At 72.6% G+C, this 24487-nt stretch carries 19 protein-coding genes, 1 pseudogene and 1 riboswitch; of the genes and pseudogenes, 7 read left to right on the top strand and 13 right to left on the bottom strand.

The window, feature by feature from the left end; all coding sequences use genetic code 11:
* Positions 1 to 165: 165 nt before the first annotated feature.
* Both H9I38_RS07025 and H9I38_RS07020 read right to left on the bottom strand, forming a co-directional pair.
* Positions 166 to 372: a YnfA family protein gene (locus H9I38_RS07025; protein WP_226338051.1), complete on the bottom strand. Its 207-nt coding sequence runs from the start codon at positions 370 to 372 to the stop codon at positions 166 to 168.
* Between the two features lie 4 nt (positions 373 to 376).
* Positions 377 to 682 (bottom strand): annotated as a pseudogene (locus H9I38_RS07020) (YnfA family protein); the annotation flags it as partial.
* A 174-nt stretch (positions 683 to 856) separates the two neighbouring features.
* Between H9I38_RS07020 and H9I38_RS07015 the strand changes: the two are divergent.
* Complete coding sequence (locus H9I38_RS07015) at positions 857 to 1960, top strand: Dyp-type peroxidase (protein ID WP_226338050.1); 1104 nt, start codon at positions 857 to 859, stop codon at positions 1958 to 1960.
* A 122-nt stretch (positions 1961 to 2082) separates the two neighbouring features.
* Complete coding sequence (locus H9I38_RS07010) at positions 2083 to 2922, top strand: family 1 encapsulin nanocompartment shell protein (RefSeq protein ID WP_226338049.1); 840 nt, start codon at positions 2083 to 2085, stop codon at positions 2920 to 2922.
* Positions 2923 to 3272: 350 nt separating this feature from the next.
* Here the strand turns inward: H9I38_RS07010 and H9I38_RS07005 are convergent, their stop codons facing one another.
* From H9I38_RS07005 to H9I38_RS06955, 11 genes are all read right to left on the bottom strand, one after another.
* On the bottom strand, positions 3273 to 4751 hold the full coding sequence (locus H9I38_RS07005; RefSeq protein WP_226338048.1) for a hypothetical protein: 1479 nt from the start codon (positions 4749 to 4751) through the stop codon (positions 3273 to 3275).
* A gap of 256 nt (positions 4752 to 5007) precedes the next feature.
* Entirely contained in the window at positions 5008 to 5604 is a 597-nt protein-coding gene (locus H9I38_RS07000; RefSeq protein WP_226338047.1) for a CoA-binding protein, read from the bottom strand.
* Positions 5601 to 6947, bottom strand: a complete 1347-nt coding sequence (locus tag H9I38_RS06995) for an O-acetylhomoserine aminocarboxypropyltransferase/cysteine synthase family protein (RefSeq protein WP_226338046.1) — start codon at positions 6945 to 6947, stop codon at positions 5601 to 5603. The genes H9I38_RS07000 and H9I38_RS06995 overlap by 4 nt, the downstream gene beginning before the upstream one ends.
* Complete coding sequence (gene sfnG, locus H9I38_RS06990) at positions 6944 to 8239, bottom strand: dimethylsulfone monooxygenase SfnG (protein WP_226338045.1); 1296 nt, start codon at positions 8237 to 8239, stop codon at positions 6944 to 6946. The genes H9I38_RS06995 and sfnG overlap by 4 nt, the downstream gene beginning before the upstream one ends.
* Positions 8240 to 8399: 160 nt before the next feature.
* A complete protein-coding gene (locus tag H9I38_RS06985) occupies positions 8400 to 10589 on the bottom strand; it encodes an acetate--CoA ligase (RefSeq protein ID WP_413463527.1) in 2190 nt (729 codons plus the stop codon).
* 8 nt (positions 10590 to 10597) lie between these two features.
* Positions 10598 to 10684: riboswitch (SAM riboswitch) on the bottom strand.
* Positions 10685 to 10774: 90 nt separating this feature from the next.
* Entirely contained in the window at positions 10775 to 11497 is a 723-nt protein-coding gene (locus tag H9I38_RS06980; RefSeq protein WP_226338044.1) for a hypothetical protein, read from the bottom strand.
* A complete protein-coding gene (locus tag H9I38_RS06975) occupies positions 11494 to 13344 on the bottom strand; it encodes a GMC oxidoreductase (protein ID WP_226338043.1) in 1851 nt (616 codons plus the stop codon). The genes H9I38_RS06980 and H9I38_RS06975 overlap by 4 nt, the downstream gene beginning before the upstream one ends.
* Before the next feature lie 587 nt (positions 13345 to 13931).
* Complete coding sequence (locus H9I38_RS06970; protein WP_226338042.1) at positions 13932 to 14501, bottom strand: SRPBCC family protein; 570 nt, start codon at positions 14499 to 14501, stop codon at positions 13932 to 13934.
* Between the two features lie 60 nt (positions 14502 to 14561).
* Positions 14562 to 16160, bottom strand: a complete 1599-nt coding sequence (locus H9I38_RS06965) for an ABC-F family ATP-binding cassette domain-containing protein (RefSeq protein ID WP_226338041.1) — start codon at positions 16158 to 16160, stop codon at positions 14562 to 14564.
* Between the two features lie 230 nt (positions 16161 to 16390).
* A complete protein-coding gene (locus tag H9I38_RS06960) occupies positions 16391 to 17791 on the bottom strand; it encodes an MFS transporter (RefSeq protein WP_226338040.1) in 1401 nt (466 codons plus the stop codon).
* Positions 17792 to 18137: 346 nt separating this feature from the next.
* Positions 18138 to 18746, bottom strand: coding sequence for a hypothetical protein (locus H9I38_RS06955; RefSeq protein ID WP_226338039.1), 609 nt, complete (start codon positions 18744 to 18746; stop codon positions 18138 to 18140).
* A 288-nt stretch (positions 18747 to 19034) separates the two neighbouring features.
* Here H9I38_RS06955 and H9I38_RS06950 point away from each other — a divergent pair, with 288 nt between their 5' ends.
* The 5 genes from H9I38_RS06950 to H9I38_RS06930 are packed head-to-tail and all read left to right on the top strand — an operon-like array spanning position 19035 to position 24292.
* Positions 19035 to 20093 (top strand): ABC transporter substrate-binding protein, encoded by a 1059-nt coding sequence (locus H9I38_RS06950; RefSeq protein WP_226338038.1) that lies wholly within the window; start codon positions 19035 to 19037, stop codon positions 20091 to 20093.
* 27 nt (positions 20094 to 20120) lie between these two features.
* On the top strand, positions 20121 to 21179 hold the full coding sequence (locus H9I38_RS06945; RefSeq protein ID WP_226338037.1) for a FecCD family ABC transporter permease: 1059 nt from the start codon (positions 20121 to 20123) through the stop codon (positions 21177 to 21179).
* Positions 21176 to 22225, top strand: coding sequence for a FecCD family ABC transporter permease (locus tag H9I38_RS06940; RefSeq protein WP_226338036.1), 1050 nt, complete (start codon positions 21176 to 21178; stop codon positions 22223 to 22225). The genes H9I38_RS06945 and H9I38_RS06940 overlap by 4 nt, the downstream gene beginning before the upstream one ends.
* A complete protein-coding gene (locus H9I38_RS06935; protein ID WP_226338035.1) occupies positions 22222 to 23052 on the top strand; it encodes an ABC transporter ATP-binding protein in 831 nt (276 codons plus the stop codon). The genes H9I38_RS06940 and H9I38_RS06935 overlap by 4 nt, the downstream gene beginning before the upstream one ends.
* Positions 23039 to 24292, top strand: a complete 1254-nt coding sequence (locus H9I38_RS06930) for a siderophore-interacting protein (RefSeq protein WP_226338034.1) — start codon at positions 23039 to 23041, stop codon at positions 24290 to 24292. The genes H9I38_RS06935 and H9I38_RS06930 overlap by 14 nt, the downstream gene beginning before the upstream one ends.
* Positions 24293 to 24487 lie beyond the last annotated feature (195 nt).

Here is a 24487-nt window from a genome sequence, read left to right as displayed (position 1 = left end):
CGATGACCATTTCAGAAATCGTCATCGATTGCCGCAGAACTGCGCAGGATCTCTCGGCGCATCCGCATGGCGGCGGCGCTGATCGTGCTCCGTTTCCGGAGATCGGTGACGATTTCCAAAACGGCCACCGATCCTTCCGCAACGGGCACCGATCCCGCCCGCGCCCTACCCTCGCGGCGCCATGATGATGCCGACGCCCACGAGGCACACCGCCGCCCCGGCCAGGTCCCAGCGGTCGGGGCGGAACCCGTCGGCCACCACGCCCCACACGAGCGAGCCCGCGATGAAGACCCCGCCGTACGCCGCGAGCACTCGCCCGAAGGACGCCTCCGGCTGCAACGCCGCCACAAACCCGTAGGCGCCGAGGCACATGACGCCGAGGCCCGCGAGCCACCACGGCCGCCCCGGCCAGGTCCCAGCGGTCGGGGCGGAACCCGTCGGCCACCACGCCCCACACGAGCGAGCCCGCGATGAAGACCCCGCCGTACGCCGCGAGCACTCGCCCGAAGGACGCCTCCGGCTGCAACGCCGCCACAAACCCGTAGGCGCCGAGGCACATGACGCCGAGGCCCGCGAGCCACCACGGCCGCCCCTCCCGCACGGCCTGCCACACGAGCCAGGCCCCGCCGATCTCGAACACGGCTGCCGCCCCGAAGAGGAGCACGGTCTTGAGAAGCGTCATGGACCCATGATCTCACCGGGGCCCCGACGACGGCAGACGACGACGGCGGACGGCGCCCCAGACGACGACGGGGGGGGGGGAGGACGCCCCTCCAGACGACGGCGGACGGCGTCGGCCCTCACGCGCCTCAACACCCCCTTCACGGCGCCCGCCTCTCGGCGTAGCGTGAGGGCCATGGACCCCGCCACGCCCCAGCCCGTCCTCACTCCGCTCACGAAGTCCGCGATCTTCCTCGTCTACACGGTCCGCCCCGGCGGCGAGGACCAGGTCCGCGACGTCCTCGGCGAGTTCACCGGCTATGTTCGCACCGTCGCCTCGCGGGCGCCGCAGGGGAGGGTGACGGGCGTCGTCGGCATCGGGTCCGCCGCGTGGGACCGCCTCTTCGCGGGCCCCCGCCCCTCCAAGCTGCACCCGTTCCCGCCCCTGCAGGGCGCCGTCCACAGCGCCCCGTCCACTCCGGGCGACCTCCTCTTCCACCTCCGCGCCGACTCGATGGACCTCTGCTTCGAGCTGGCCACGGTCCTCGCGGGGAAGCTCGCGGGCGCCGTCGAGCTCCAGGACGAGACGCACGGGTTCCGCTACTTCGACGCGCGGGACGTCATCGGCTTCGTGGACGGCACCGAGAACCCGGGCGTGAACGAGATCGCGGACTCGGCGATCGTCGACCCCGCCGCCGAGCCGGCCGAGCTCGCCGGCGGCAGCTACGCCACCGTCCAGAAGTACACGCATGACATGGACGCGTGGAACGGGGTGAGCGTGGAGGAGCAGGAGCGCGCCATCGGCCGGCACAAGTGGGACAACGTGGAGATGGAGGACGGCGTCAAGCCGGACAACTCGCACTCGTCCATCACGACCATCGAGGACGAGGACGGCGTCCAGCGCAAGATCCTCCGCGACAACATGCCGTTCGGCCGCCCCGGCTCCGGCGAGTTCGGGACGTACTTCATCTCCTACGCCTCGGACATCGACGTCACGGAGGAGATGCTGCGCAACATGTTCATCGGCCGCCCGCCCGGCCAGCACGACCGCCTCCTCGACTTCTCCACCGCCCACACCGGCGGCAACTTCTTCGCGCCCTCCCTCGACTTCCTCGACGGCCTTCCGCCCGCGCCCGGCGCGGGGGATCAGGGGACGACGACGGCGGCCGCCTCCGCCCGCGCCGAGGAGGACCCGGGAGCGGAGCCCGGCGCGGAGCCGTCCGGGTCGGAGGCCGCCTGTCTCCCGGACGGGTGCCTCGGCATCGGCTCCCTCAAGGGGCAGCCGCAACGGAGGCCCTAGACCGGCGCGTCGCCGCGCGATACCGCGCCGCCCGGGGCCACACCGCGCCCATCGCGCGGCCCACAACCACACCGCACTCAGCACAGCCCAGACCGAGCACTCGAGCACAGGAAGACGTGATCATGGACAACCTTCATCGCGAACTCGCCCCCATCTCCGCAGCGGCCTGGGCCGACCTCGAGGCCGAGGCCCGCCGCTCCTTCCGCCGCAACGTGGCCGGCCGCCGCATCGCGGACGTCACCGGTCCGCTCGGCCCGGACGCGGCCGCTGTGAGCACGGGCCGCCGCACCCGCATCGACTCGGGTCAGGACGGCGTGCACGCCGCGCTGCGCTCGGCCCAGCAGCTCGTGGAGCTCCGTGTGCCGTTCACGGTGAGCCGGGACGAGGTGGACGCCGTCGAGCGCGGGGCCCAGGACCCGGACTGGAGCCCGGTGGTGGATGCCGCGCAGCAGGCGGCCTTCGCGGAGGACGCCGCGGTGTTCGAGGGCCTCGAGAGCGCGGGCATCCGCGGCCTCTCCGACGACGACGCCGGCGCCCTCCTCGAGCTCCCCGAGGACGTCCGGGACTTCCCGGACGCCGTGGCGCAGGGTGTGAGCGCGCTGCGGCTCGAGTCGGTGGACGGCCCCTACTCGCTCGTCCTCGGCGCCGAGCCGTACACCCGCCTCGCCGAGGTCACGGACCACGGCTACCCGGTGCTGGAGCACCTGCGCCGGGTCATCGACGGCGAGATCCTCTGGGCGCCCGCGGTGGACGGCGCCTACGTGGTCTCGGGGCGCGGCGGGGACTTCCAGCTCGTGCTCGGCCAGGACCTGGCCATCGGCTACGACTCGCACGACGCCGAGTCCGTCCGCCTCTACTTCACGGAGACCTTCACGTTCCTCAACCTCTCCCCGGAGGCGGCGGTCCGCCTGGACCCCTCCTCGGACGATGAGGAAGACGACGGCGCCCCGGGCAACAGCTGAACCAGCCGCGCCCGGGGCGCCGCCGCTCCGGACTCGGCCCCGAAAGGCGGAGCCGTGACCGGATCACGGAAGTGACGTGAGGGCGCCGCGGCCCATGATCCCCAGTAGGACCGCGGCGCAGCCATGCACGGCAAGGAGACCGAGGAGCATGGCACCCGGACAGCTCATTCCCCAATGTCTGCCCGGTCCATGTGGCCCATGCCGGTGGAAAAGGCATGCACGTCAGGCGGCCACACGGAAAATCCTAACGCTTGTCTGGCAGATTGTCAGATCAACCGTCTGCTTTTTCTGAATTGTCTCAGGATCTGGACGCAGCCCCCCACCGCCGCGGTCCTCCCAGCGGGTCGGCCTCAGTGGTCGTGGCTTCCGGCCTTCTCGCGCCCCTTGGACTCGGGGTTCACGCCCGTCACGCCCGTGAGCTCGTTGAGCGGCTGCGGCGTCGTCGTCGTGGCGGTGACCTTGCCGGTGCGGAGGTCCACGCGGTGCAGCTTGCGCGAGGTCGGCTCCGTGACGAAGGCCGTCTGGCCGTCCGTGAAGAGGGTGGGGCGCGCGGCCTGCCACTCCTCGGGCTCGGTCCACGGTGCGGTCACGGGGATCTCGCGGGTGACGCGGCCGGAGCTCGGGTCGATGACGCGCAGCTTCCCGTCCGTGCCGAGCACGAGCGCATCGCCGTTGGAGGCCCGCCCGAGCGAGCGGAACGAGTAGCTCGCGGGCAGGTCGACCACGCGCATCGTGGCCGTGCGCGTGTCCGTGAGCGAGACCTTCGTGGGGTGCTCGCGCTTGCCGCCGTCGGCCTTGACCTTGAAGTCGCCGAGCACGATCGGCGAGGCCTCGCTGCCCGCCTGCGTCCCCACGCGGCCGTGGCCGCCCGGCGCCTTCGCGAGCGTGAAGCGGCCGTCCTTGAAGACGAGCACGCCGCCCTCGCAGCCGAAGACCACCGCGCCGCCCTGCGCGGCGGCCTCGCCGTGGACGCTGGGGCACTGGTCGGAGTGGCCGGCCTCGGTCTTGAGGTCCTTGTCCAGGAGGGTCACGCCCACGCGCTCCTCGCCCTGGGTGCGGGTGGTCAGGAGTCGGCCGTCCTCGAGCGGGACGGAGACGCCGTGGTGGGCGGTGGGCGCGGTGTAGGAGCCGGCGTCCTTGATCTCGCCGTTCGGGTCCTGCTTGGCGAGGGCCGCGAGGTCGAGGAGCGTGGTGGTGCCCGTGCCGTCCGCGTAGAGCGCGGCCCGGCCCGCGTGCGAGACCACGTGCCCGGCCTTGTCCGCCTTCACCGTGGCCGGCGTGAGCTGCGGCGGCGCGGTGTAGTAGTGCGAGTGGTCGCCGTGCGGCACCGACCACGTGCCCGTGTCGAGCAGCTGGAACCCCTCGCCCGTGGTCACGAACGCGTGGCGCCCGTCCCCGGCGGGGTTGACCCGGAGGAGCCCGTCCTTCTTCTCGTCCTTGACGGTCTTGAGGGTGGCCGCGTCGAGCGTCATGATGCCGCCCTCGTACGTGGCCACGAGGCGCGGCATCGCCCGGGCCTGCTCCGTTCCCGTGGAGCCGAGCGTTCCTTGGGATGCCGACGACGACGCCGACCCGCCCCCGCTCGGCTTCGCGTCCGAGTCGGACTGCCCTGCGCCCGACTGCCCCGAGCAGGCCGAGAGCACCAGGCCTGCGGCGGTCAGGGCCGCGGCCGAGACGAGAGTCCGTGTGCGACGGCGGGTGTGGCGGCGGGTCTGGTCGGAGGCAGGGCTGCAGGTGTGGTGGCGGGCGGAGTTGTGCCCGGGGCGGGCCCCGGTCCGCTGCGAGGCGCTGTCCTGCAGCGGAGAAGTCTGAGGTGAGGTGTGAGTCATGAGGAAACCTTACCTTAAGACTGAGAGTCATTCGCAATAAGGGGTGCGGTTGGGAGGCGCTCGTTCAGGCCCTGCCTCCCCCGACCCTTCCCGCCCGGTCCCGCCCGCCCCGCCACGCTTGTGCACCCGATTCGTTCGGTTTTCAGGGCTGAATCCGAACGATCCGGGTGCACAAGGCGCTGGACTGGGCACAGTACTCTCGGCCCACGCCCGGGCCGCCTTGGGGGAGGCGCGGTCTGCACTTGTCTGGCCCGCTCTAGGCCAACACCTGCCTCCGGCTCGAGAGCACGCCCGTGTTGAACCCGTTGAGCCGCAGGCCGCCGTGGAAGCGGGCGTGCTCGATCTTCACGCACCGGTCCATGACCACCCGCAGGCCGGCGGCCTCGGCGCGGCGGGCCACGTCCTCGTTCCAGGATCCGAGCTGCAGCCACAGGACGGGCCGGCGAAGCGAGTCAGGGGAGCTGCTGCCAGGCACAGACCTTCCCGGCACAGACCCGCTCGCTTCAGAGACACCGGTCCCCGAACTACCCGCCTCTCCGAGCGCGAGCACCTCGTCCAGCACGCCCGGCAGGTCGGCGTCCTTGCGGAAGACGTCCACGATGTCCGGGACCTCCGGCAGGTCGGCGAGCGAGGCGTAGGCCTTCTGGCCCAGGATCTCGTCCGCCCTCGGGTTGACGAAGTACAGGCGGTACGGGGCCGAACCCTGCAGGTACGTCGCCACGAAGTAGCTCGCCCGGGCCGGGTTGCCGCTCGCGCCCACGATCGCAATAGACCGCGCCGCCCGCAGGATCCCGAGCCGCTCCGGCGCGCTCGGCCCCTGCCAGGCCCGTCCGGCCTCCACCGCCCCGCTCATGCCCGGCCCCCGGCCTCGGGCTGCTCCGGGGAGGCGACGACGCCGGCCGCCGTCGTGCCCTCCGCCGCGGTGAGGGCCTGGTCCAGGTCCCAGAGGATGTCGTCCACGTCCTCGAGCCCGATCGACAGCCGCACCAGGTCCTCCGGCACGCCCGCCGCGGCGAGCTGCTCGGGGCTGAGCTGCTGGTGCGTGGTCGAGGCGGGGTGGATGGCGAGCGTCTTGGCGTCGCCCACGTTGGCGAGGTGGCTGACGAGCTGCAGCGCGTCGATGAACGCCGCCCCCGCCTCGCGGCCCCCGCGCAGGCGGAAGCTGAACACGGAGCCCACGCCGTCCGGCAGCAGGTCCCGCACGCGCTCGGCCTGCGGGTGGTCCTCGAAGCCGGCGTAGGCCACCTCCTCCACGCGGGGGTCGGCCCGGAGCCACTCGGCCACGCGCCGGGCGTTCCGCACGTGCTCCTCGATCCGCAGGGGCAGCGTCTCCACGCCCTGCAGGAGCTGGAACGCGGACTGTGCGGCGAGGGACGGCCCGAAGTCGCGCAGCTGCTCGCACCGCAGCTTGGTGAGGAACCCGTACTCGCCGAAGTTGCCCCACCACCGGATGCCGCCGTAGCTCGGCACCGGCTCGGTGAGGCCGGGAAACTTCCCGTTGCCCCAGTCGAACCGGCCGGACTCCACCACCACGCCGCCGAGCGTGGTCCCGTGGCCGCCCAGGAACTTCGTGGCGGAGTGGATGACGATCGCCGCCCCGAGCTCCAGCGGCCGGATGAGGCACGGCGTGGTCAGCGTGGAGTCCACGATGAGCGGGATGCCGTGCTTGTCCGCCAGCGCTGCGAGGCCCCGGATGTCCGCCACGCTGCCGGACGGGTTGGCCACGGTCTCGGTGAAGATCGCCTTGGTCTCCGGGCGGATGTGCTGCTCGAAGTCGGCGGCGTCGTCGCTGTCCACGAACGTCGTCTCGATGCCGAACCGCCGCAGCGAGACGTCCAGCTGCGTCACCGTCCCGCCGTACAGCTTCGCGGAGGAGACGATGTGGTCTCCCGTCTGGGCCAGCGCCGCGAGGGTCACGAAGATCGCGGACATGCCGGACGCCGTCGCCACCGCGCCGATCCCGCCCTCGAGGGCCGCGATGCGCTCCTCGAACGCCGCGACCGTCGGGTTGCCGAGCCGGGAGTAGATGTTGCCGTACGTCTGCAGGGCGAAGAGGTTCGCCGCCTCCGCCGTGTCCCGGAAGACGTAGGACGTGGTCTGGTGGATGGGCACCGCGCGGGAGCCGTGCTCGGCGTCGGGCGTGCCGCCGGCGTGCAGGGCGCGGGTGCGGAGCCCGAACGTGCGCTCCTCGGTCATGCCGCCTCCTTCTCGGTCTTGTGCTTGAGGGACTCTGCGGCCGACGACGACGCCTCAGCCGCGCTCACACCCGGGACGTCCGGGATGAGGGAGGTGTTCAGCTCGGTCCCGTGCCGGCGGGCGAGGTCCGCCTCGAGCTCGCGGACGATCGGCAGGACGTCCCGGCCGAACGCGGCCACCTCCTCCTGGAAGTGCAGGTAGCCCGTGAGGAAGAGGTTCACGCCGATCTTCTTGTACTCGACGATCCGCTCCGCCACCTGCTCCGGTGTGCCGATGAGCTTCGTCTTGAACCCGTCGTTGTACTGGACGAGGTCCTCGAAGCTCGAGTCCGCCCACATGCCCTTGCCGTCCCGCGCGGACTGCCCGGCCTCCTTGACGGCCTGCTGGAAGCCCTCGACGGCGGGCCGGTGCGCGTGGGCGATGATCTCGCGCAGCTGCTCCTCGGCCTCCTTCTGGGAGTCGCGGACGATCGCGAACCCGTTGAGCCCGAACTTCGGCGAGCGTCCGGCCTCCTGGGCGGCGGCGAAGACCCCGCGGACGTTCTCCTGGTACCCCTCGAGTGAGCGGCCGTTGGAGAAGTACCAGTCCGCCGTGCGGCCGGCCGCGGCCTGCGCCGCCGTCGAGTTCCCGCCGAAGAAGATCTCGGGGTGCGGGCGCCCCGGGACCGCGAGCGGCTTGGGGCTCAGGGTGAAGTCCTTGATGGAGTAGTAGTCGCCCTCCTGCGAGTAGCCCTCCTCGGTGAGAAGCCCGCGCAGCGCCCGGATGAACTCCTCGGTGCGGACGTAGCGCTCGTCGTGCTCCAGCCACTCGAGCCCGAAGTTCACGAACTCGTCCTTGAGCCAGCCCGAGACGATGTTGACCGCCGCCCGGCCGCCCGAGAGGTGGTCCGCGGTGATAAGCCACTTGGCGAGCACGCCCGGGTGCCACATGCCCGGGTGGATCGCGGAGATGATGTTGAGCCGCTCGGTGGCGCCGAGGAGCGCGAGGCTGAACGCCGTGGGCTCGTGCTGCCGGTCCGCGCCGTAGCTCGCGGCGTAGCGGGTCTGCGTCAGGGCGTACTCGAAGCCCGAGTTCTCGGCGATCCGGGCGAGCCGCTTGTTGTACTCGAACTCCCAGTCGGTGCGCTGCTCGACCGTCGAGACGACCAGCCCTCCCGAGACGTTCGGCACCCAGTACGCGAACTTGAGCGGCGTCTCGAGCGACTCGACCGGGGCGGTGACGCCCGGGGCCGAGCTGCGGGCCGCCGGTGCGGTCCCGGCTGCGGGGGTGGTGGCGGATGCGGTGGTGCTCATGGCTTCCTCCTGGTGTGGATCCTGGTGTGGAAAGGGTGGAATCGGGTGCGGGAAAGGGGGTGTGAAGGGTGAAAAGGGCGCGCGGGGTCAGAGAACGACGACGACGGCGCGCGGCCGACCTCGCCTGTCCGCGGCCGGCGTTGGCTGACCGCAGGGCGCGTCAGCCGGAGTGAGCACCGACGGGAACGCGGTCCGAGGCGCGTTCTGAGGCGCGGGCGGAGGCCTGCTCGGAGGCGCGGTCCGCCGCGTGCTCCGCCGTGTTCTCTGCCGCTCGCTCCGCCGTCCGGGCGGCTCGGTGCGCCAGTACCGCCCGGACGGCCTCGACCGCCGACTCGTTGGCGAGGCTCGACGTGTCCCCGAGCTCCTCGCCCGTCCAGAGCTGCGTGAGCAGACGGCGCATGATCTTGCCGGAGCGCGTCTTGGGCACTTCCGGCACTGCGATGACGTGCTTCGGCTTGGCCACGGGCCCGATCTGCCGGGCCACGGCGGCCCGGACGCGCTCGCGGAGCCGGTCTTCGGCGTCCGCCTCGAAGCCGGCCCGGTCCCAGCCGTCCGGGACCACCGCGAACACGGCCACGGCCTCGCCGGTCAGCTCGTCCGGCACCGGGCACGCGCCCGCCTCGGACACCTCCGGCAGGGTGAGCGCGGCCGACTCGATCTCGATGCTCGAAAGCCGGTGCCCCGAGACGTTGAGGACGTCGTCGCTGCGGCCGGTCACCCAGAGGCGCCCCTCCTCGTCGAGGCGGGCGGCGTCCCCCGAGGCGAACCACCCGTGCGAGCGGAAGCGGCTGAAATACGAGTCCCGGTACCGCGCCGGGTCGCCCCAGACCGTGCGGGCGATGCCCGGCGGGATCGCGCCCAGGACCAGGTGGCCGCTGCCGGGCGAGGTGAGGGGCTCGCCGTCGTCGTCCACCACGAGCGCGCGGGACCCCGGGAGCGCGCCGCGGACGGAGCCGCCGGGCACGGGCGGGGCGAGGACGGTGCCGCCGAAGGCGGAGACCTCGACGGGAGGGGCGTCGAACTCGTGGGGGAGCGGGGAGCAGACCGTGGCGCCGGTCTCGGACTGCCACCACGTGTCCACGTGGGGCAGCGGGCCGAGGGACTCGGCGAACCAGGCGTGGGTGTCCGGGTCGATCGCCTCGCCCACGCTGCCGAGGACCCGCAGGCTGCGGCGGTTGTAGTGCTCGGGCACCCCGCCGGGGAACGCGGCGCGCAGGGTGCGGATGAGCGTGGGCGCCGTGTAGTAGCTGGTCACGCCGTACCGCTCGATGATCTCCAGGTGCCGCCCGGCGTGCGGAGTGTCCGGCGTGCCCTCGTAGAGCACCTGCGTGACGCCGTTCGAGAGCGGCCCGTAGATCGCGTACGTGTGCGCCGTGACCCAGGCGAGGTCCGCGGTGCACCAGTGCAGGCGGCGGCCCTCGTGCGCGAACAGCTGCTCGAACGTCAGGCTCGACTGCGCCAGGTATCCGCCGCTCGTGTGCACCAGCCCCTTGGGCCGTCCCGTGGTGCCGGACGTGTACATGATGAAGAGCGGGTGCTCGGCCTCGAACGCGCGGGCCTCGTGCGTCTCGGGCTGCCCCTCGAGCAGGCGGTCCCACCAGAGGTCCCGGCCTTCTCGCATCGGCACGTCCTGGCCGGTCCGGCGCACGACGACGACGTGCTCCACCGCGTTCTCGCCCGCGAGGGCCTCGTCTGCGAGGGGCTTGACGGCCACCGCGCGGCCTCGGCGGTTCTGGCCGTCGCTCGTGATGAGGACCTTGGCGCCCGTGTCCTCGATCCGGAAGCGCAGCGCCGCCGCGCTGAAGCCGCCGAAGACGAGCGCGTGCACGGCCCCGATCCGGGTGCAGGCGAGGGCCGCGACCACGGTCTCGAGCAGCACCGGCAGGTGGACCACCACGCGGTCTCCTGGGCCGACGCCGAGGCTCTCCAGCGCGTGGGCCGCCTGGGCCACGCGGCGCTGCAGCTCGGCGAACGTGACGGTCCTCTGGTCCCCGGGCTCGCCCTCGAACTGGAAGGCGGCCTGGGCGCCGCGGCCGGCCTCGACGTGCCGGTCCACGCAGTTGCGGGCCACGTTGAGCCGGCCTCCGGAGAACCAGGTGAAGCGGGGGACGCCGTCCCCGTCCTGCTCGGCCGTGTGGACCGTATCCCAGCGGCGCTCCCACTCGAGGCGCTCCGCCGCGGCTTCCCAGTAGGCGAGGCGCTCGGCCTCGGTCTCCGGGTGGGCGAGGAAGCGGTCCTCCAGCGTGGGGTGGGACGGAGCCGGGGCCGTGAGGGGGCCGCGCGGCAGGCGCTGGTCTGCCTGGCCGCGGGCCGTGCTGAGGGTGTGCGGAATTGCCGAAGATTCGACCACAGAGAATCACTCCATCGGTCTTGGCGGAAGCACCCTGCGGGTCAGGGTTGCTGCGGCGTCTTCGAGCCAAGTCTCTCGGCCGCTCTGGATGGGTTGGTGATATTCACTCTGCACGCTCACGTCCGAGGCGCGCAACTCGGGAAGGACCCCGTGTCCACGCCTCGGACGTGTGCAGGAGCCCTCAGTTAAGGGCTGAACACAGTGGAGGAGTACCCCGGGACAGAGCCCAGGCGGGCGGTGACGTCATTGCCGTCTCCGCGGGCCGAGTCCTCCACGCGCGCCATGACGAGCACCGCGAAATCCGGGTTGGTGAACGTCTTGGGCGTGTAGTACTCGAACGGGATGACCGTGCTCTCGCCGGGCTTGAGCGGCTGGGACAGCGTCCACCGGTACGTCCGCGAGGCGTTCGTGGCGGGAATCCCCGGCGTCGTGTCCAGCAAGGAGAACCCCGCGTGGGAGGACCGGATCCGCAGCCGGTACGCCAGGTGGTGCCCCGCGCCGAACGCGTTCTGCATCTGCACCTCGATGAACCCGGTGGCCGTGCTCACCGCCTCCGAGCCCACGTTGCTGATCTTCAGCCCCGGCGGCAGCGCGCCCCGCTGGGCCACGCGGCCGGTGCTGCCCCAGTGGACCGGGGTGGACCGCTCGCCGCTGACCGGCGGATCGAGGAGGGCCAGGGCCAGGTCTGCGGCGCCCCGGCGTCGTCGTGATCCCGGGAGGGAGGCCCCGGACGAGAGGGCCGCGGGGACCTGCCCCGCGGGAGCCTGGGCCGCCGAGGCCGGCGTCAGGGCCGGAACGGCCAGCGCCGGGACCGCGAGGGCCGCGCCCGCGAGGACGCTCCGGCGGGAGGGCACGCGCCGCCCGCTCGAACGCGGCGAGGGCGAGTGCTGAGAGGAAGAGTGCGTCATGAGGTGAGTCCTCCGGTGAAGCGGCCGGCGGCGAGGAGCTTGTCCATGTTGCGCTCGGCCAGGGCGGTGATGAAGACGAAGGGGTTGACGCCCACCTTCGCGGGAACGAGCGAGCCGTCCATGACGAAGACGCCCGGGGCGCCCTTGAGCTCGCCGTTGAGGTCGGTGGCCTCGCCGAGGACGCAGCCGCCGAGCGGGTGGTAGGTGAAGTAGTCCGAGTACGCGAGCCCGCGCTCCAGCATGTCCGTCCGGACGTGCCCGCCGTTCGCCGCGTTGAGCCGCGCCATGACCGCCGCGGCGGCCTTGACGGACGGCGCGTGCGAGTGGCGGTTCCAGGAGAGGTCCACCTTCTGGGTCCTCGGGTTGTACGTGAACTCGCCGAAGTTCGGGTTGTTCGTGATGGCGAGGTAGCCGAGGGTGTTCGTCTCCAGGCCGATCGGGAACGGGGCGATCTCCGCGAAGACCGAGCCCGGGGAGTCGTCCCAGGCCATGAGCCCCTGCGCCGGGATGCAGGACTGCGGCAGGCCCGTCTTGACGGACAGCGGCAGCTTCCGCGCGACCATCGTGTTCCCGTTGGGCCCCCACTTCCGGCCCACGGCCGCGTCCAGGTCCGGGAGGTCCCCGCGGGCCTTGGCCGTCACGAGCAGCGACGATGTTCCGACCGACCCCGCCGCCAGCACCACCTTCCGGTAGACCGCGTCCGAGATTGACGCCACCCCTCCGTCCGGGCGGATGGTCTTGAGGGTGAGCGCGTAGGACTCGCCCTTCTTCCGGATGCGGGTCACCTCGGTGAGCGCCTTGACCTTGACCCGCCCGGTGGCGAGCGCCGCCTTCAGGTAGGTGGACGTGAGCGACTTCTTGCCGTGGTTGTTGCCGAAGATGACCTCCTTGGCGATGGCCGAGGCCGGCACACGGCCGAAGGTCTCGAGGCGGAGGTAGTCCCAGTCGTAGACGTTCGGCACGGTGACCGTCTGGTACCCGGCCTTCTTGTTCTGCGCCGCGCCGGTCCGGCTGAACTGGTAGTAGGGGGAGTGCGCCAGGACGTCCGGCGCCGGTTCCGCCACCCCCAGCTCGGCGTTGGCGCGCGGCAGGTAGGTGGAGAACATCTCCCGCGAGTCGATCTGCGGCATGACCTGCCGGACGAACGACTCCCGCGGCGTCACCGCCATGCCTCCGTTGACGAGCGACCCGCCGCCGAGGCCCACGCCCCGGTACACCTTCATCCCGGCGAAGCGCTCGATCCCCAGGATGCCCGCGTAGCGCGGCACGCGGCGGTTGATGAGGTCCAGCCCGGCCAGGTACCGGTACGGCATGTCCGTGGCGTCCGAGAACCACATGGCCCGCCGGTCCGGCGAGGTCATCGCGCAGAAGCGGCTTCCGGCCGGCGCCGTGGCGTCCCAGTCCTGCCCCATCTCGATGAGGTCCACGCCGATGCCCTTCTGGGCCAGCCTCAGCGCCGCCACCGCTCCGCCGTATCCGGAGCCGACGACGGCGACCCGGCCGCTCGCCTTCTCATCCCTCGGCGCCGCAGTGGCGGCGGGCCGCTTGGGCGAGGGCTTCTTGGCGGGCTCGCTCTGTGTGGGCTTGTTCTGTGTGGGCTTGTTCTGGGCGGGGGCGGGTCTGCGCGCGGGACCCTGCTGCTGAGGAGCGGGCCTGCGGGGGCTGCCCTGTCCCCGGCGGGGCGGTTCAGACCCCTGCGGCTGCGCCGGGCCCGGCTGTCCGGGACCGGGCTGTGCGGGAATGCGCCGGGCGGGGGCGGGCTGTCCGGGAAGGTGTTGTGCGGGGCGGGCTCGCCGAGGCCGGTCAGTGCCGGACTGGGAGGCGCTGGATTGGGATGAAGAGGTCATCTGCTGCGCTTTCAGGCCGAGGGGCCCGGCGCAGTCCTGTGTCGTCCCCGGAAGCAGCCCTGCGGCGTCCGGAAGGGCGAGAAGGGCAGCGAACGGGGCCGGAGAAGGTCCGGCTCCTCAGGCCCCGAGAGGTGGAAGCTCTCGATGAGAGCCTCACCAGTTTAGGAGATAACCGTACAGACGAGCAATTTATATTAGGCCTCCGAGAGACTCCCTCTCGGGGCCGCCCACCCGGGTTCGCTCCTCGGCTCGGAGGCTTGTGCACCCGGTACTTCTGCTTGTGCACCCTCTCTCGTCAGGATTTCGGCCAGATCCTGACACCAGAGGGTGCACAAGGGCGGAGGAGGGTGGGGCAGGGCTCAGGGCGCCGTCTGCAGCTCGGCGTGGGTCGCGTCCAGCCCCACACGCCTGCCTTGTGCACCCGGTTCGTTCGGTTTTCGGGCCAAAAACCGAACGAACCGGGTGCACAAGCCACGGGGCAGATGAGCCAGCCCGCCCCAGCCCGGGCCGGAGCGGTCAGGAAGGCCCCGCAAGCCCTCCGCAGGCCCGCACCCCCTCCAGGCCCGCACCCTCCCAGCGCCGGACTCCTAAACCCGCCCCGCCATGATCCGGGCGGCCCGTTCGAGCGACTGCCGGATGCCGTCGTCGTTCCGGGCGTACGCGCCCATGATCCGGTAGGCCAGCAGCGGAAGGCGGGCGCCCCGGGCGATCCAGGACTCGGTGACGCGGGTGCCGCCGTCGGGCAGGCGCTCGAGCTCCCAGCGCCAGCGGTGGCCTCCGGGGTGGACCCACTCGATGAGGCGGTCCTCCTCGACGGCGCTCACGGTGTTGGTGATGACGTACGGCACGCCGTAGAGGCGCATGTGCGTGGAGAAGCGGTCGCCGGGGGCCAGCCGCTCGGGCCCGCGGACCTCCGCCTGGACGGAGCCGGAGCCGTCCAGCTCGTGGTGGCGGTGCGGGTTGGCGAGGATGGCGAACAGGTCCGACGGCGACGCCGGCACCTCCGCCGTGTAGGCGACGACGCCGGAGTCCCGCACGAGCCGGACCGGGGTCGAGCGGCTTCCGGGCATGACTCCGGGGCGAGGCGCTGACGGGGAGCCGTCGGGCGCGGAACCGGGGCTGGCGGAGGGGCGGGGCGCGGTGTGCTCGTTGCTCATGGGGCCACACTATGCGCTCCGCCGCCCCGCCCTCATGGGCCCGGGCACGGGCCCGTCCCGCTACGCGAGCGAGACCAGGTCCCGGTACGCGGGCCCCCACATGTCCTCGACCCCGTCCGGCAGGAGCACCACGCGGTCCGGCTGCAGCGCCTCGACCGCTCCTTCGTCGTGGGAGACGAGGACCACGGCGCCCTCGTAGTTGCGGAGCGCACCGAGGATCTCCTCCCGGGAGGCGGGGTCCAGGTTGTTCGTCGGCTCGTCCAGCAGGAGCACGTTGGCGGAGGAGGCCACGAGCACCGCCAGGGCCAGCCGGGTCTTCTCGCCGCCGGAGAGGACCGCGGCGGGCTTGTCCACGTCCTCCCCGGTGAAGAGGAACGAGCCGAGGAGCGTGCGCACCTGCGTGTCGTCCGCGTCCGGCGCGGCGGAGCGCATGTTCTCCAGGATGGTGCGTCCGCCGTCGAGCGTCTCGTGCTCCTGGGCGAAGTACCCGAGCCGGAGCCCGTGGCCCGCCGCGACCTCGCCCGTGTCCGGAACCGTCTGGCCGGCGAGGATGCGCAGGAGAGTCGTCTTGCCCGCGCCATTGAGGCCGAGCACCACGATCCGGGACCCGCGGTCCACCGCCAGGTCCACCCCTGCGAAGATCTCCAGCGAGCCGTAGGCCTTCGAGAGGCCGCGGGCCCGCAGCGGAGTCCTGCCGCACCGCGCCGGGGCGGGGAAGCGCAGGGCCGCGACCTTCTCCCAGGCCCGCTCCGCCTCAAGCCCGCCCGTGAGCCGCTCGGCCCGGCGGATCATCTGCTGCGCGGCCACGGCCTTGGTGGCCTTGGCCCGCATCGACTCCGCCTGGCTCAGGAGGGCCGCGGCCTTCTTCTCCGCGTTGGCCCGCTCGCGCCGCCGCCGGGACTCGTCCTGGGCGCGCTGCCGCAGGTAGTCCCTCCACGCCATGGCGTAGACGTCGAGCGCGCTGCGGGCGGCGTCGAGGAAGAGGACCCGGGTCGCCGTCGCCTCCATGAGCGATTCGTCATGGGAGATCATGAGGATCCCGCCCGGGTAGGAGGCGAGGAACTCGCGCAGCCAAGCGAGGGAGTCCTGGTCCAGATGGTTGGTCGGCTCGTCGAGGAGCAGGACGTCCGCCTGGGAGAACAGGATCCGGACGAGCTCCACCCGGCGGCGCTGACCGCCGGAGAGCGTGCCGAGCGGCTGGGCCAGCACGCGCTGGGGCAGGCCGAGGTGCCCGCTGATCCGGGCGGCCTCGGCCTCCGCTGCGTAGCCGCCGCCGGCGAGGAACTCGGCCTGGAGCCCGTCGTAGCGGCGGAGCGCGCGGTCCCGCACGGCCTGGTCGGCGGAGCCCATCTCCTCCTCGGCGCGGTGCAGCCCTGCGGCGGCGCCGGCGAGGCCCCGGGCCGCGAGGATGCGGTCCAGGGCGCTCTGGCCGGGGTCGGCCGCGCGCGGGTCCTGCGGCAGGTACCCGAGGGTGCCCGTGCGGGAGACGGTTCCCTGGGCCGGGAGGGTTTCGCCCGCGAGGACTCTCACGAGGCTCGTCTTGCCGGCGCCGTTGCGGCCGACCAGCCCGACCCTGTCGCCCCTCTCGATCCGGAGGTCGGCGTTGTCGATGAGCAGGCGCGCGCCTGCCCGAAGCTCTAGTCCCGTTGCGGTGATCACGGGGAGTCGTCCTTTCCAGTGAAGGCAAGCTGAAGTGGGGCCGCGGCAGGCGGCCCCTCGGAATGCGGAATGCGGAATGAAGAAGGGGTGGGGAGGCGGAGGCGCGGAACGCGGCAGACGGCGTGCCGCACGAGAGAGCCAGCGCGCGAAGCGCAGGCGTCACCGCGCGGCGCGCGGGGGCCGGGCGCAAGCCCGGGGCCCGGAGCCGAAGCCCCGGACCCGGCGGGCGGTCAGGCCCGCGCGTGCGCCCTGCGGAACGCCCCGGACACGAGCGCGACGGCGAACGCGGCCGCGATGAGGACCGCCCCGGCGGACGCCATGGCCGCGCCGTAGCCGGCGGTCCCGCCGGTGCCCAGCAGGAGGGACAGCGCGCTGAGGAGCGTCACGCCGACGGCGCCTCCGAGCTCGGCGCTGGAGTTCATCGCGGCGCCCATCGCGCCCGAGTGGCTCTCCGCCACCCCGGTCATGGCGAGGCGGCTGCCGGCCACGAACGCCGGGCCCATCGTCAGGCTGATGACGACGAGGACCGGCAGCACGAGCGCGGGGTAGGACGCCCCGGGCCCGGCCAGGACCAGCGGAAGCAGGCCGAGCCCCGAGAGCCCGAGCGCCCAGACGACCGTCTTGACCGCCCCGAACCGGCTGATGAGCCGCTCGCTGAACTGAGAGGACACCATCATGCCGATCGGGTAGGGGAGGGTCGCCAGGGCCGCCTGCATCGGGGACATGTGCAGCGTCTCCTGCAGGTACAGGCTCAGGACCACGAACACGCCGGTGGGGCCGAGGCCTCCGGCGCCGACGACGATCAGGCCGCTCAGCCGGTCCCGGTCCGTCACGAGCTCAGGCGGCAGCAGCGGCGTCCGGGAGCGGACCTGCCGGCGGGCGAATCCCGCGAGGGACACGGCCGCGAGGGCCGTGAGCGCGATCGCCTGGAGGCCGCGGCCGTGCTCCATCTCGGTGAGCGCCAGGAGGAACGCCGCAACGCCGACGACCACCATGGCCACGTCCTGCAGATGCCAGCGCGTCCGGTCCAGGGCGTCCGCCGCGGAGAGGACCAGCGGCGCCGCGCCCGCCGCGATGAGCGCGAGCGGGACGGACGCGAACATGGTCCAGCGCCACGAGAGCAGGTCGGTCAGGATGCCGCCGGCCAGCACGCCGACGGCCGCGCCGGCGCCCGTGACGGCTCCGTAGATCCCGAACGCCTTGGCCCGCTCATGCCCCTCGGCGAACGTCGTCGAGAGGAGCGCGACGGCGGCCGGGGCCAGCACCGCGGCGGAGAGGCCCTGGCCCGCCCGGGCCAGGAAGTACCAGGCCGGTGCCGTGGCCGAGCCGGCCAGCGCCGCGAACACGGCGGTGCCGATGAGGCCTGCGATGAACGCCCGCCGGTGCCCGAAGGCGTCCCCGACCTTGCCGCCGACCAGCAGGACCGAGCCGAACACCAGGAGGTAGGAGGTGACGACCCAGGACTGCTGGCCCGCGGAGATGGAGAGGTCCTCCGTGAGCTGGGGCAGCGCGATGTTCACGATCGCGTTGTTCATGATGACGATCAGCTGTGCCGCGGCGATGACGAGCATCGGCGGCCAGAATGCGGATCCCCTGTTCCGGGCAGGGGAGGAGAAAGGTGTAGAAAGCATGGAAGACTCGCATGGTCTCAGGCGCCTCTCGCACAGGGAGGCGCCGTTCGGATGAGGGCAGCATGCGGTGGCCGCGCGTCAGCGCGACCCGCCAGTCCTCTCAATCCACACGAGTCCAGCGGGACGGCGACCGCGGCAGGAGCCGGAGCGAGTCGTCAACGTCCACATGGGGAGCCATTCTACGGAAGGGCGTCCGGACGGTTCAACTTCCGTCCGTCTTTGCCGTCCGTCTTCGCCGCCCGCAGGCGGGTGCCGCGGGACCTCTGTCAGCCGGGCGCTCGTCAGCCGGGACCTCTGTCAGCCGGGCCCTCGTCAGCCGGACCCGGCCGAGGCCGCCCCGCGCGGATCAGACCTTGGAGGCGCGGTACCCGGCGCGGATCGCCGCCGTCGGGTTCGCGAAGCAGATCTCCGGCTTGGTGCGCGAGTAGTAGCGCTGGCCCGGCCGGTGGAAGATGCGGCTGCTCGCGTTGCCCTTGATGGGGGCCCAGCTGGGGCAGTTCCAGCTGCCTGCGGCCGGGCGGACCGAGGTCGGCGCCGGCTTCGGCGCGGGCGTCACCCGGACGTAGGCCTTGGCCGAGACGGAGGACTTGAGGGCCGTCGTCGAGGGGATCGCCACGTACCAGAGGCCGCTCGCCGTCGCGGTGAAGCCCGTGGCCACGTTGCCGCGGGCGTCGGTGGTCACCGTGCGCACCGCGCGGGCGGGGGCGGATCCGTCCGGATCGAAGAAGACGACGGCGCGCGTGCCGCCGCGGGCTCGCCAGGCGCCGGCCGTGAGGGCCTGGGTCTGGGCGCGGACGGTGATGGCCGCTCCTGCCCGGACCGTCGAGGGGCTGGCGGAGAACGGCGTGACGCGGGTCTGGACGGTCGGGGCCGCGGAGGCCGGGGCGGCCGCGGCGAGGAGGAGGGGAGCTGCGAGGAGGGCGGACGCGACGCTGCGCCGGGCGATGCTGTGCATGGAGTGAGACTTCCGAGAGGGGCGAACCCGATGTTCGCGACGAGAGAAGTCTAGGCTCCCGAACCAGCGCTGTCGAGGGTGCGGTCTCCGGGTGCTTCTGGCCCGCAGAACCCCGAAGCCGCCGGGTGCGGAATCTCCGCTCTCGGCGGGGCGCCCGCACCCGTGACCAACCGAACACCCAATTAGGGCAGATCTGCGTTCTCTAATACCCTCGGCTTAGGTTAGTGTTGCCTCAGTCCGGTCAACGTCAGCCTTTCCCGACACCGACCCCGAGCACCAAGGATGCCCATGAACCTCAACCGTCGCACCGCCCTGTCCGCGTTCGGCGCCACCTCCCTCGCCGCACTGCTCTCGGCCTGCTCCACGGGCTCGTCGTCGGACAAGAAGGGCTCCGGCTCGGGCGAGAGCAGCTCGGACTCGCAGTACCCCGTGACCATCAAGCACGCGTTCGGCGAGACGAAGATCGAGAAGCGCCCCACCCGCGTCGCCACGGTCTCCTGGGTCAACGCGGACGTGGTCCTCGCCCTCGGCGTGGTCCCGGTGGGCATGGCGGAGGACTCCTTCGGCCAGAACTCCAACAAGTCCCTCCCGTGGAAGGACGAGGCGCTCAAGAAGCTCGGCGCGGAGATCGGCACGGACAAGGCCCCGGTCCAGTACTCGGAGGCGGACGGCATCAACTTCGACGCGATCGCCAAGGTCACGCCGGACCTCATCATCGGCACCTACTCGGGCATGAGCAAGGAGGACTACCAGAAGCTCTCCAAGATCGCCCCGACCCTCGCATACCCGGAGCTCGCCTACGGCACGTCCTGGGAGGACTCGCTCACCACCATCGGCAAGGCGCTCGGCAAGAACGCCGAGGCGGAGAAGCTCCTCAAGGAGAAGAAGGAGAAGCTCGAGCAGGTGGCCAAGGACCACCCCGAGTTCAAGGGCAAGAGCTTCGTCTTCGCCACCCTCGAGCCGGGCAAGACGGACGGCATCACCGCCTACTCCTCCACGGACAACCGCCCCCGCTTCATGGAGTCGATCGGCCTCAAGCAGGCCCCCGTCATCGCCGAGGCGGAGAAGAAGCAGAAGGCCTCCTTCAGCGTGCCGTTCTCCGCGGAGAACGCGAGCAAGCTGGACGCGGACGTGCTCGTCAGCTGGGTGGCGGACGCCAAGGCCGCGGACGCCATCAAGAAGGACAAGCTCCTCAGCCAGATCCCGGCGGTCAAGAAGGGCGCCGCGGTGTTCGACTCGGACAACACGAACACCATCGCCCTCTCCGCCATCTCGGTCCTCAGCATCGACTACGCGATCGAGAAGTGGGTCCCGAAGATCGCCGACGCCCTCAAGGCGTCCAAGTAGCAGAAAAGGCGGACTGACCTCCCTGTGATGTCTGAAGCCCGGGCCGCCCAGCGTCCTGCTGCCCAGCGTCCCTCCGCTCGCCGGCCGGCCGCCGTGTGGGCCACCGCCCTGATCCTGGCGGTGCTCCTCGCGGCGGCCGTCGTCGCGAGCCTCGGCATCGGCGCCCGCGCCATCCCCCCGCACGAGGTGTGGAGCGCGGTGCTCGCCCAGCTCTCCGGCCGCGATCCCGCGAACGACGACGCCGCCGTGGCCGCCGCCCGCATCCCCCGCACCGTGCTCGCGGCGAGCGTCGGGGCCGCCCTGGCGCTCGCGGGCACGGGCATGCAGGGGCTCACCCGCAACCCGCTCGCCGATCCGGGGATCCTCGGCGTCAACGCGGGGGCGTCGCTCGCCGTCGTCGTCGGCATGACGTTCTTCGGGGTCGCGGGGCTCGGGGGCACGACGGCGGCCGCCCTCCTCGGCGCCGCGCTCGCGAGTGCGCTCGTCTTCCTCATCGCCGAGTTCGGGCCCTCGCACGGCTCGGCCGTCAATCTCGCGATCGGCGGCGCGGCCGTGACCGCGGGGTGCGTCTCCGTCATCGGGGCGCTGCTCGTCTCGAGCCAGGCCACGCTGGACACGTTCCGCCGCTGGCAGGTGGGCTCGGTGGCGGTCAACGACTTCTCCTTCGCGCCCGTGCTGCCGCTGCTGCTCGCGGGGGCAGTGCTCGTGCTCGCCAACGCGGGCACCCTCAACGCGCTCGCCCTCGGGGACGACGTCGCGCGGGGCCTCGGCGTCAGCATCTCCCGCGCCCGCTGGGTGGTCGGCGCCGGGTTCGTGCTCCTCGCGGCCGGGGCGACGGCGGTGGCCGGGCCCATCGCCTTCGTGGGCCTGGCCGCGCCGCACATCCTCCGGCTGCTCTCCGGGGGCGACCACCGCTCCCTCATGCCGCTCAGCCTCCTCGGCGGGGCGGTGCTCGTGCTCGTGGCGGACACGCTCGGCCGCGTCATCGCGCCCCCGGCGGAGACGGCTGCCGGCGTCCTGACCGCGGTCATCGGCGCGCCCGTGCTCATGTGGCTCGCGCGCTCGAGGCGGGTGATGGTCTCGTGAGGCGCAGCACGGCACAGAGCGGCACGACTCAGAGCGGCACGGCTCAGCGAGGCAGGGTCCTCGCGGTCCTCGCCGCCGCCGTGGGCCTGCTCTTCTTCGGCTCGATCCTGCTCGGCGACTACACCGTCACCATTCCGGACTTCTTCCGCATCCTCGGCGGCGAGGAGATCCCAGGCGCCACGTTCATCGTCATGGAGTCCAAGCTCCCGCAGGCCGTGGCCGGGGCGCTCGCGGGCTTCGCGTTCGGCCTCTCCGGCAGCCTGTTCCAGCGGCTGCTGCGCAACCCGCTCGCGAGCCCGGACATCATCGGCGTCAACTACGGCGCCTCCGCGGCCGCCGTCACCTCGATCGTGGCGTTCGGCCTCTCCGGCGCGGGCGTGGGCGCAGCCGCGGTGCTCGGCGCGCTCGGCACCGCCGCGGTCCTCTACGCGGTGTCCATGCGCGGCCGCTCCACCGTCCACGCGAGCGGGCGCCTCATCCTGACGGGCATCGGCATGGCCGCCATGATGAGCGCGCTCGTCAACTGGCTGCTCGCCCGCGGCAACATCTACAAGGCGCAGGAGGCGATGGTCTGGCTCAACGGCTCGCTCAACGCCGCCACGTGGGACCGGATCGGGGCCCTCGCCCTCGCGCTCGCGGTGCTCGTGCCGGCCGTGGCGCTCATTGTCCTGCGCCTGCGGATGCTCGAGCTCGGCGACGACCTCGCGCAGGGACTCGGCGTCAGCGTCACGGCGGCCCGCCTCGCCGTCGTCGTCGCCGCCGTCCTCCTCTCCGCGATGGCGACGTCGGTGACCGGGCCCCTCGCCTTCGTCGCCTTCCTCGCGGGCCCGCTCTCCCGGCTGCTGACCGGGCGGCGGCTGTCCTTGGCCGCGGCGGCGTTGACGGGCGCGGCGCTCGTGCTCGCGGCGCAGTTCGTCTCGGTGGTGCTGCTGCCGCAGCTGTCCCTGCCCGTCGGGATCATCACGGGCGCGGTGGGAGCGCCCGTCCTCATCGCCGTCCTCGTGGGCGGACGCCGCCAGGCCCGCGCCGTGAAAGGAGCGTCATGACGCACACTGACTTGGCCCCCGCCGCCCTCGAGGCGCAGGGGGTCAGCCTCGCCTACGAGAGCCGCGAGGTCATCTCAGACCTCAGCGTGAGGATCCCGGAGGGGAAGGTCACGGTCATCGTCGGGCCCAACGGGTGCGGCAAGTCCACGCTCCTGCGCGGGTTCGCGCGGCTGCTCAAGCCCACGCGCGGGAACTTCCTCATCGAGGGGGAGCGGCTCGCAGCCATGCCGCTCAAGGACTCGGCCAAGCGGCTCGGGCTCCTGCCGCAGCAGCCGATCGCGCCTGAGGGCATCACCGTGAGGGACCTCGTGGGCCGCGGCCGCTACCCGCACCAGGGCCTGTTCCGGCGCTTCTCCGCGGAGGACCGGCACGCCGTGGGCCGCGCACTCACCGTGACCGGGACGCTCGAGCTCGCCGAGCGCGAGGTCAACGAGCTCTCCGGCGGCCAGCGGCAGCGCGTGTGGATCGCGCTCGCCCTGGCCCAGGAGACGCCGATCCTGCTCCTCGACGAGCCCACCACCTACCTCGACCTCGCCCACCAGATGGACGTCCTGTCCCTCGTGCTGGACACGCAGCGGGAGCGCCAGGGCAGCGTGGTCATGGTGCTCCACGACCTCAACCTGGCCGCGCGCTTCGCGGACCACCTCATCGCGATGCGGGACGGGCGGATCGTGGGCCAGGGCGCCCCCGGCGAGGTCTTGACGGCGGAGTCCGTCCGCGAGATCTTCGGCCTGGAGTCCACCGTCATCGAGTGCCCGGAGTCCGGCAAGCCGCTCGTGGTGCCGGCCACCACCGCGGCGGAGAGGAGCGCGCATGGAAGCCGCTGAGAGCGCGCGGGCGTCTGCGCCGGGGGCGTCCGGGGCGCCTGAGGCCGGGCGGGCTGCTGAGCGTGCGCCCGAGGCCGGGCGGCAGCCCGAGCCGATGCGCTGCGTCTGGGCGCGCGTGGCCGGCGTGGAGCGCCGCAGCCCCGGCTTCGCGCGGGTGACGCTCGCCGCCGAGGAGTTCGACCTCATGGGCGACTCCACCCCCTACCTCGACTGCCGCATCAAGATCGTCTTCGGCGCCGCGCCCGAGGGCCGCATCCCGGCCGGGGAGCTCGGCGGCACCCGCTGGTACACCGACTGGCGGGACGCCCCCGCGGACGTCCGAGGCGCGATGCGCACCTTCAGCATCGTGGCCTCCCGGCCGGGGGAGATCGACGTCGAGTTCGCCCTCCACGACGCCTCCCACGCCGGCGGCGCCCTCGGGCCGGCCTCGCAGTGGATCGCCTCGGCCCGCGTGGGCGACGAGCTCCAGGTCATCGGCCCCAACCTCGCCTACTGGGCCGCCCAGCCGGAGCCGTACGCGGGCACCGAGTTCAAGCCGGGCTCGGCGGAGCGGATCGTCCTCGTGGGGGACGCCACCGCCCTGCCCGCCATCGAGTCCATCCTCCGCGACCTCCCGCGCGTGGCCGCCCCCGGCGCCGAGGTCCGGGTCCTCGCGGAGGTCGCCGCGCCCGACGACGAGCGGGACCTCCCGAGCCTGGCCGGGCCGGGGCCCGGGGCTGAGCGCGAGCCCGCATCCGGCCCTGCGGAGTCCGGGTCTGGTCTCGCTGCAGCCGCCGGGCCCGTCCGCGTCGACTGGGTCCGCAGCGGCTCAGACCTCGGCCGCTCGCTCGTGGACGCCCTCGGCGGGCGGATCGGCGCCGAGCACTTCGAGTTCCTCTCCGGCTGCCCCACCGCGGGCGACCTCCGGGTGGCCTCCGCTCCTTCCGAGGCCAGCGTCGCCCCTCCCGAGACTTCCCCCGCTCTGAACGAGCCCGTCGGCATTCCCGGAGCCCCCGCCGCCGCGTCCGAGGCCCCTCGCGGATCTTTCGAGGCCTCGGCCGCCCTGGACGAGCCCGACGGCGACGCCCTCCTCTGGGAGTCCGGCCACGCCAAGGCCCCGGTTAAGACGTATGTCTGGGTCGCGGGCGAGCAGAGCGCCGTCCGGGACATCCGCCGCTTCTACGTGCGCGAGTGCGGGGTGGACCGCCGTTCCGTGGCCTTCATGGGCTACTGGAAGCGCGGCCAGGCCCAGGCGGCGTAAGAGGGGGGCGTTCCAGCCCGCCGGCCCTCCGCCGACCCTCGTCGGCCCCTCGTCGGCCATGCCCCGCCCCTCGTCTGTTGCGAGTTGGAGGAAAGAGGACGCCCATTCCTCCAACTTGCAACAGATGAGCGGCTCGATGGGCCTGCTGAGGGGACCCGAGGCCTCCTGAAGGGTCCGGCGGGCCTGAACCCGGCG

This window comes from Arthrobacter sp. UM1, assembly GCF_020483305.1.
In the GTDB taxonomy this organism is placed as follows: domain Bacteria; phylum Actinomycetota; class Actinomycetes; order Actinomycetales; family Micrococcaceae; genus Falsarthrobacter.
The sequence above is the reverse complement of the archived record's forward strand: the minus strand, read 5'-3'. Positions and strand labels throughout refer to the sequence as shown.

What these genes read in the sequence shown, in the direction of transcription:
- H9I38_RS07025 (WP_226338051.1), bottom strand. Translation starts at nt 372, where the DNA reads ATGTGCCTCGGCGCCTACGGGTTTGTGGCGGCGTTGCAGCCGGAGGCG.
- H9I38_RS07015 (WP_226338050.1), top strand. Translation starts at nt 857, where the DNA reads ATGGACCCCGCCACGCCCCAGCCCGTCCTCACTCCGCTCACGAAGTCC.
- H9I38_RS07010 (WP_226338049.1), top strand. Translation starts at nt 2,083, where the DNA reads ATGGACAACCTTCATCGCGAACTCGCCCCCATCTCCGCAGCGGCCTGG.
- H9I38_RS07005 (WP_226338048.1), bottom strand. Translation starts at nt 4,751, where the DNA reads ATGACTCACACCTCACCTCAGACTTCTCCGCTGCAGGACAGCGCCTCG.
- H9I38_RS07000 (WP_226338047.1), bottom strand. Translation starts at nt 5,604, where the DNA reads ATGAGCGGGGCGGTGGAGGCCGGACGGGCCTGGCAGGGGCCGAGCGCG.
- H9I38_RS06995 (WP_226338046.1), bottom strand. Translation starts at nt 6,947, where the DNA reads ATGACCGAGGAGCGCACGTTCGGGCTCCGCACCCGCGCCCTGCACGCC.
- sfnG (WP_226338045.1), bottom strand. Translation starts at nt 8,239, where the DNA reads ATGAGCACCACCGCATCCGCCACCACCCCCGCAGCCGGGACCGCACCG.
- H9I38_RS06980 (WP_226338044.1), bottom strand. Translation starts at nt 11,497, where the DNA reads ATGACGCACTCTTCCTCTCAGCACTCGCCCTCGCCGCGTTCGAGCGGG.
- H9I38_RS06975 (WP_226338043.1), bottom strand. Translation starts at nt 13,344, where the DNA reads ATGACCTCTTCATCCCAATCCAGCGCCTCCCAGTCCGGCACTGACCGG.
- H9I38_RS06970 (WP_226338042.1), bottom strand. Translation starts at nt 14,501, where the DNA reads ATGAGCAACGAGCACACCGCGCCCCGCCCCTCCGCCAGCCCCGGTTCC.
- H9I38_RS06960 (WP_226338040.1), bottom strand. Translation starts at nt 17,791, where the DNA reads ATGCTTTCTACACCTTTCTCCTCCCCTGCCCGGAACAGGGGATCCGCA.
- H9I38_RS06955 (WP_226338039.1), bottom strand. Translation starts at nt 18,746, where the DNA reads ATGCACAGCATCGCCCGGCGCAGCGTCGCGTCCGCCCTCCTCGCAGCT.
- H9I38_RS06950 (WP_226338038.1), top strand. Translation starts at nt 19,035, where the DNA reads ATGAACCTCAACCGTCGCACCGCCCTGTCCGCGTTCGGCGCCACCTCC.
- H9I38_RS06945 (WP_226338037.1), top strand. Translation starts at nt 20,121, where the DNA reads ATGTCTGAAGCCCGGGCCGCCCAGCGTCCTGCTGCCCAGCGTCCCTCC.
- H9I38_RS06935 (WP_226338035.1), top strand. Translation starts at nt 22,222, where the DNA reads ATGACGCACACTGACTTGGCCCCCGCCGCCCTCGAGGCGCAGGGGGTC.
- H9I38_RS06930 (WP_226338034.1), top strand. Translation starts at nt 23,039, where the DNA reads ATGGAAGCCGCTGAGAGCGCGCGGGCGTCTGCGCCGGGGGCGTCCGGG.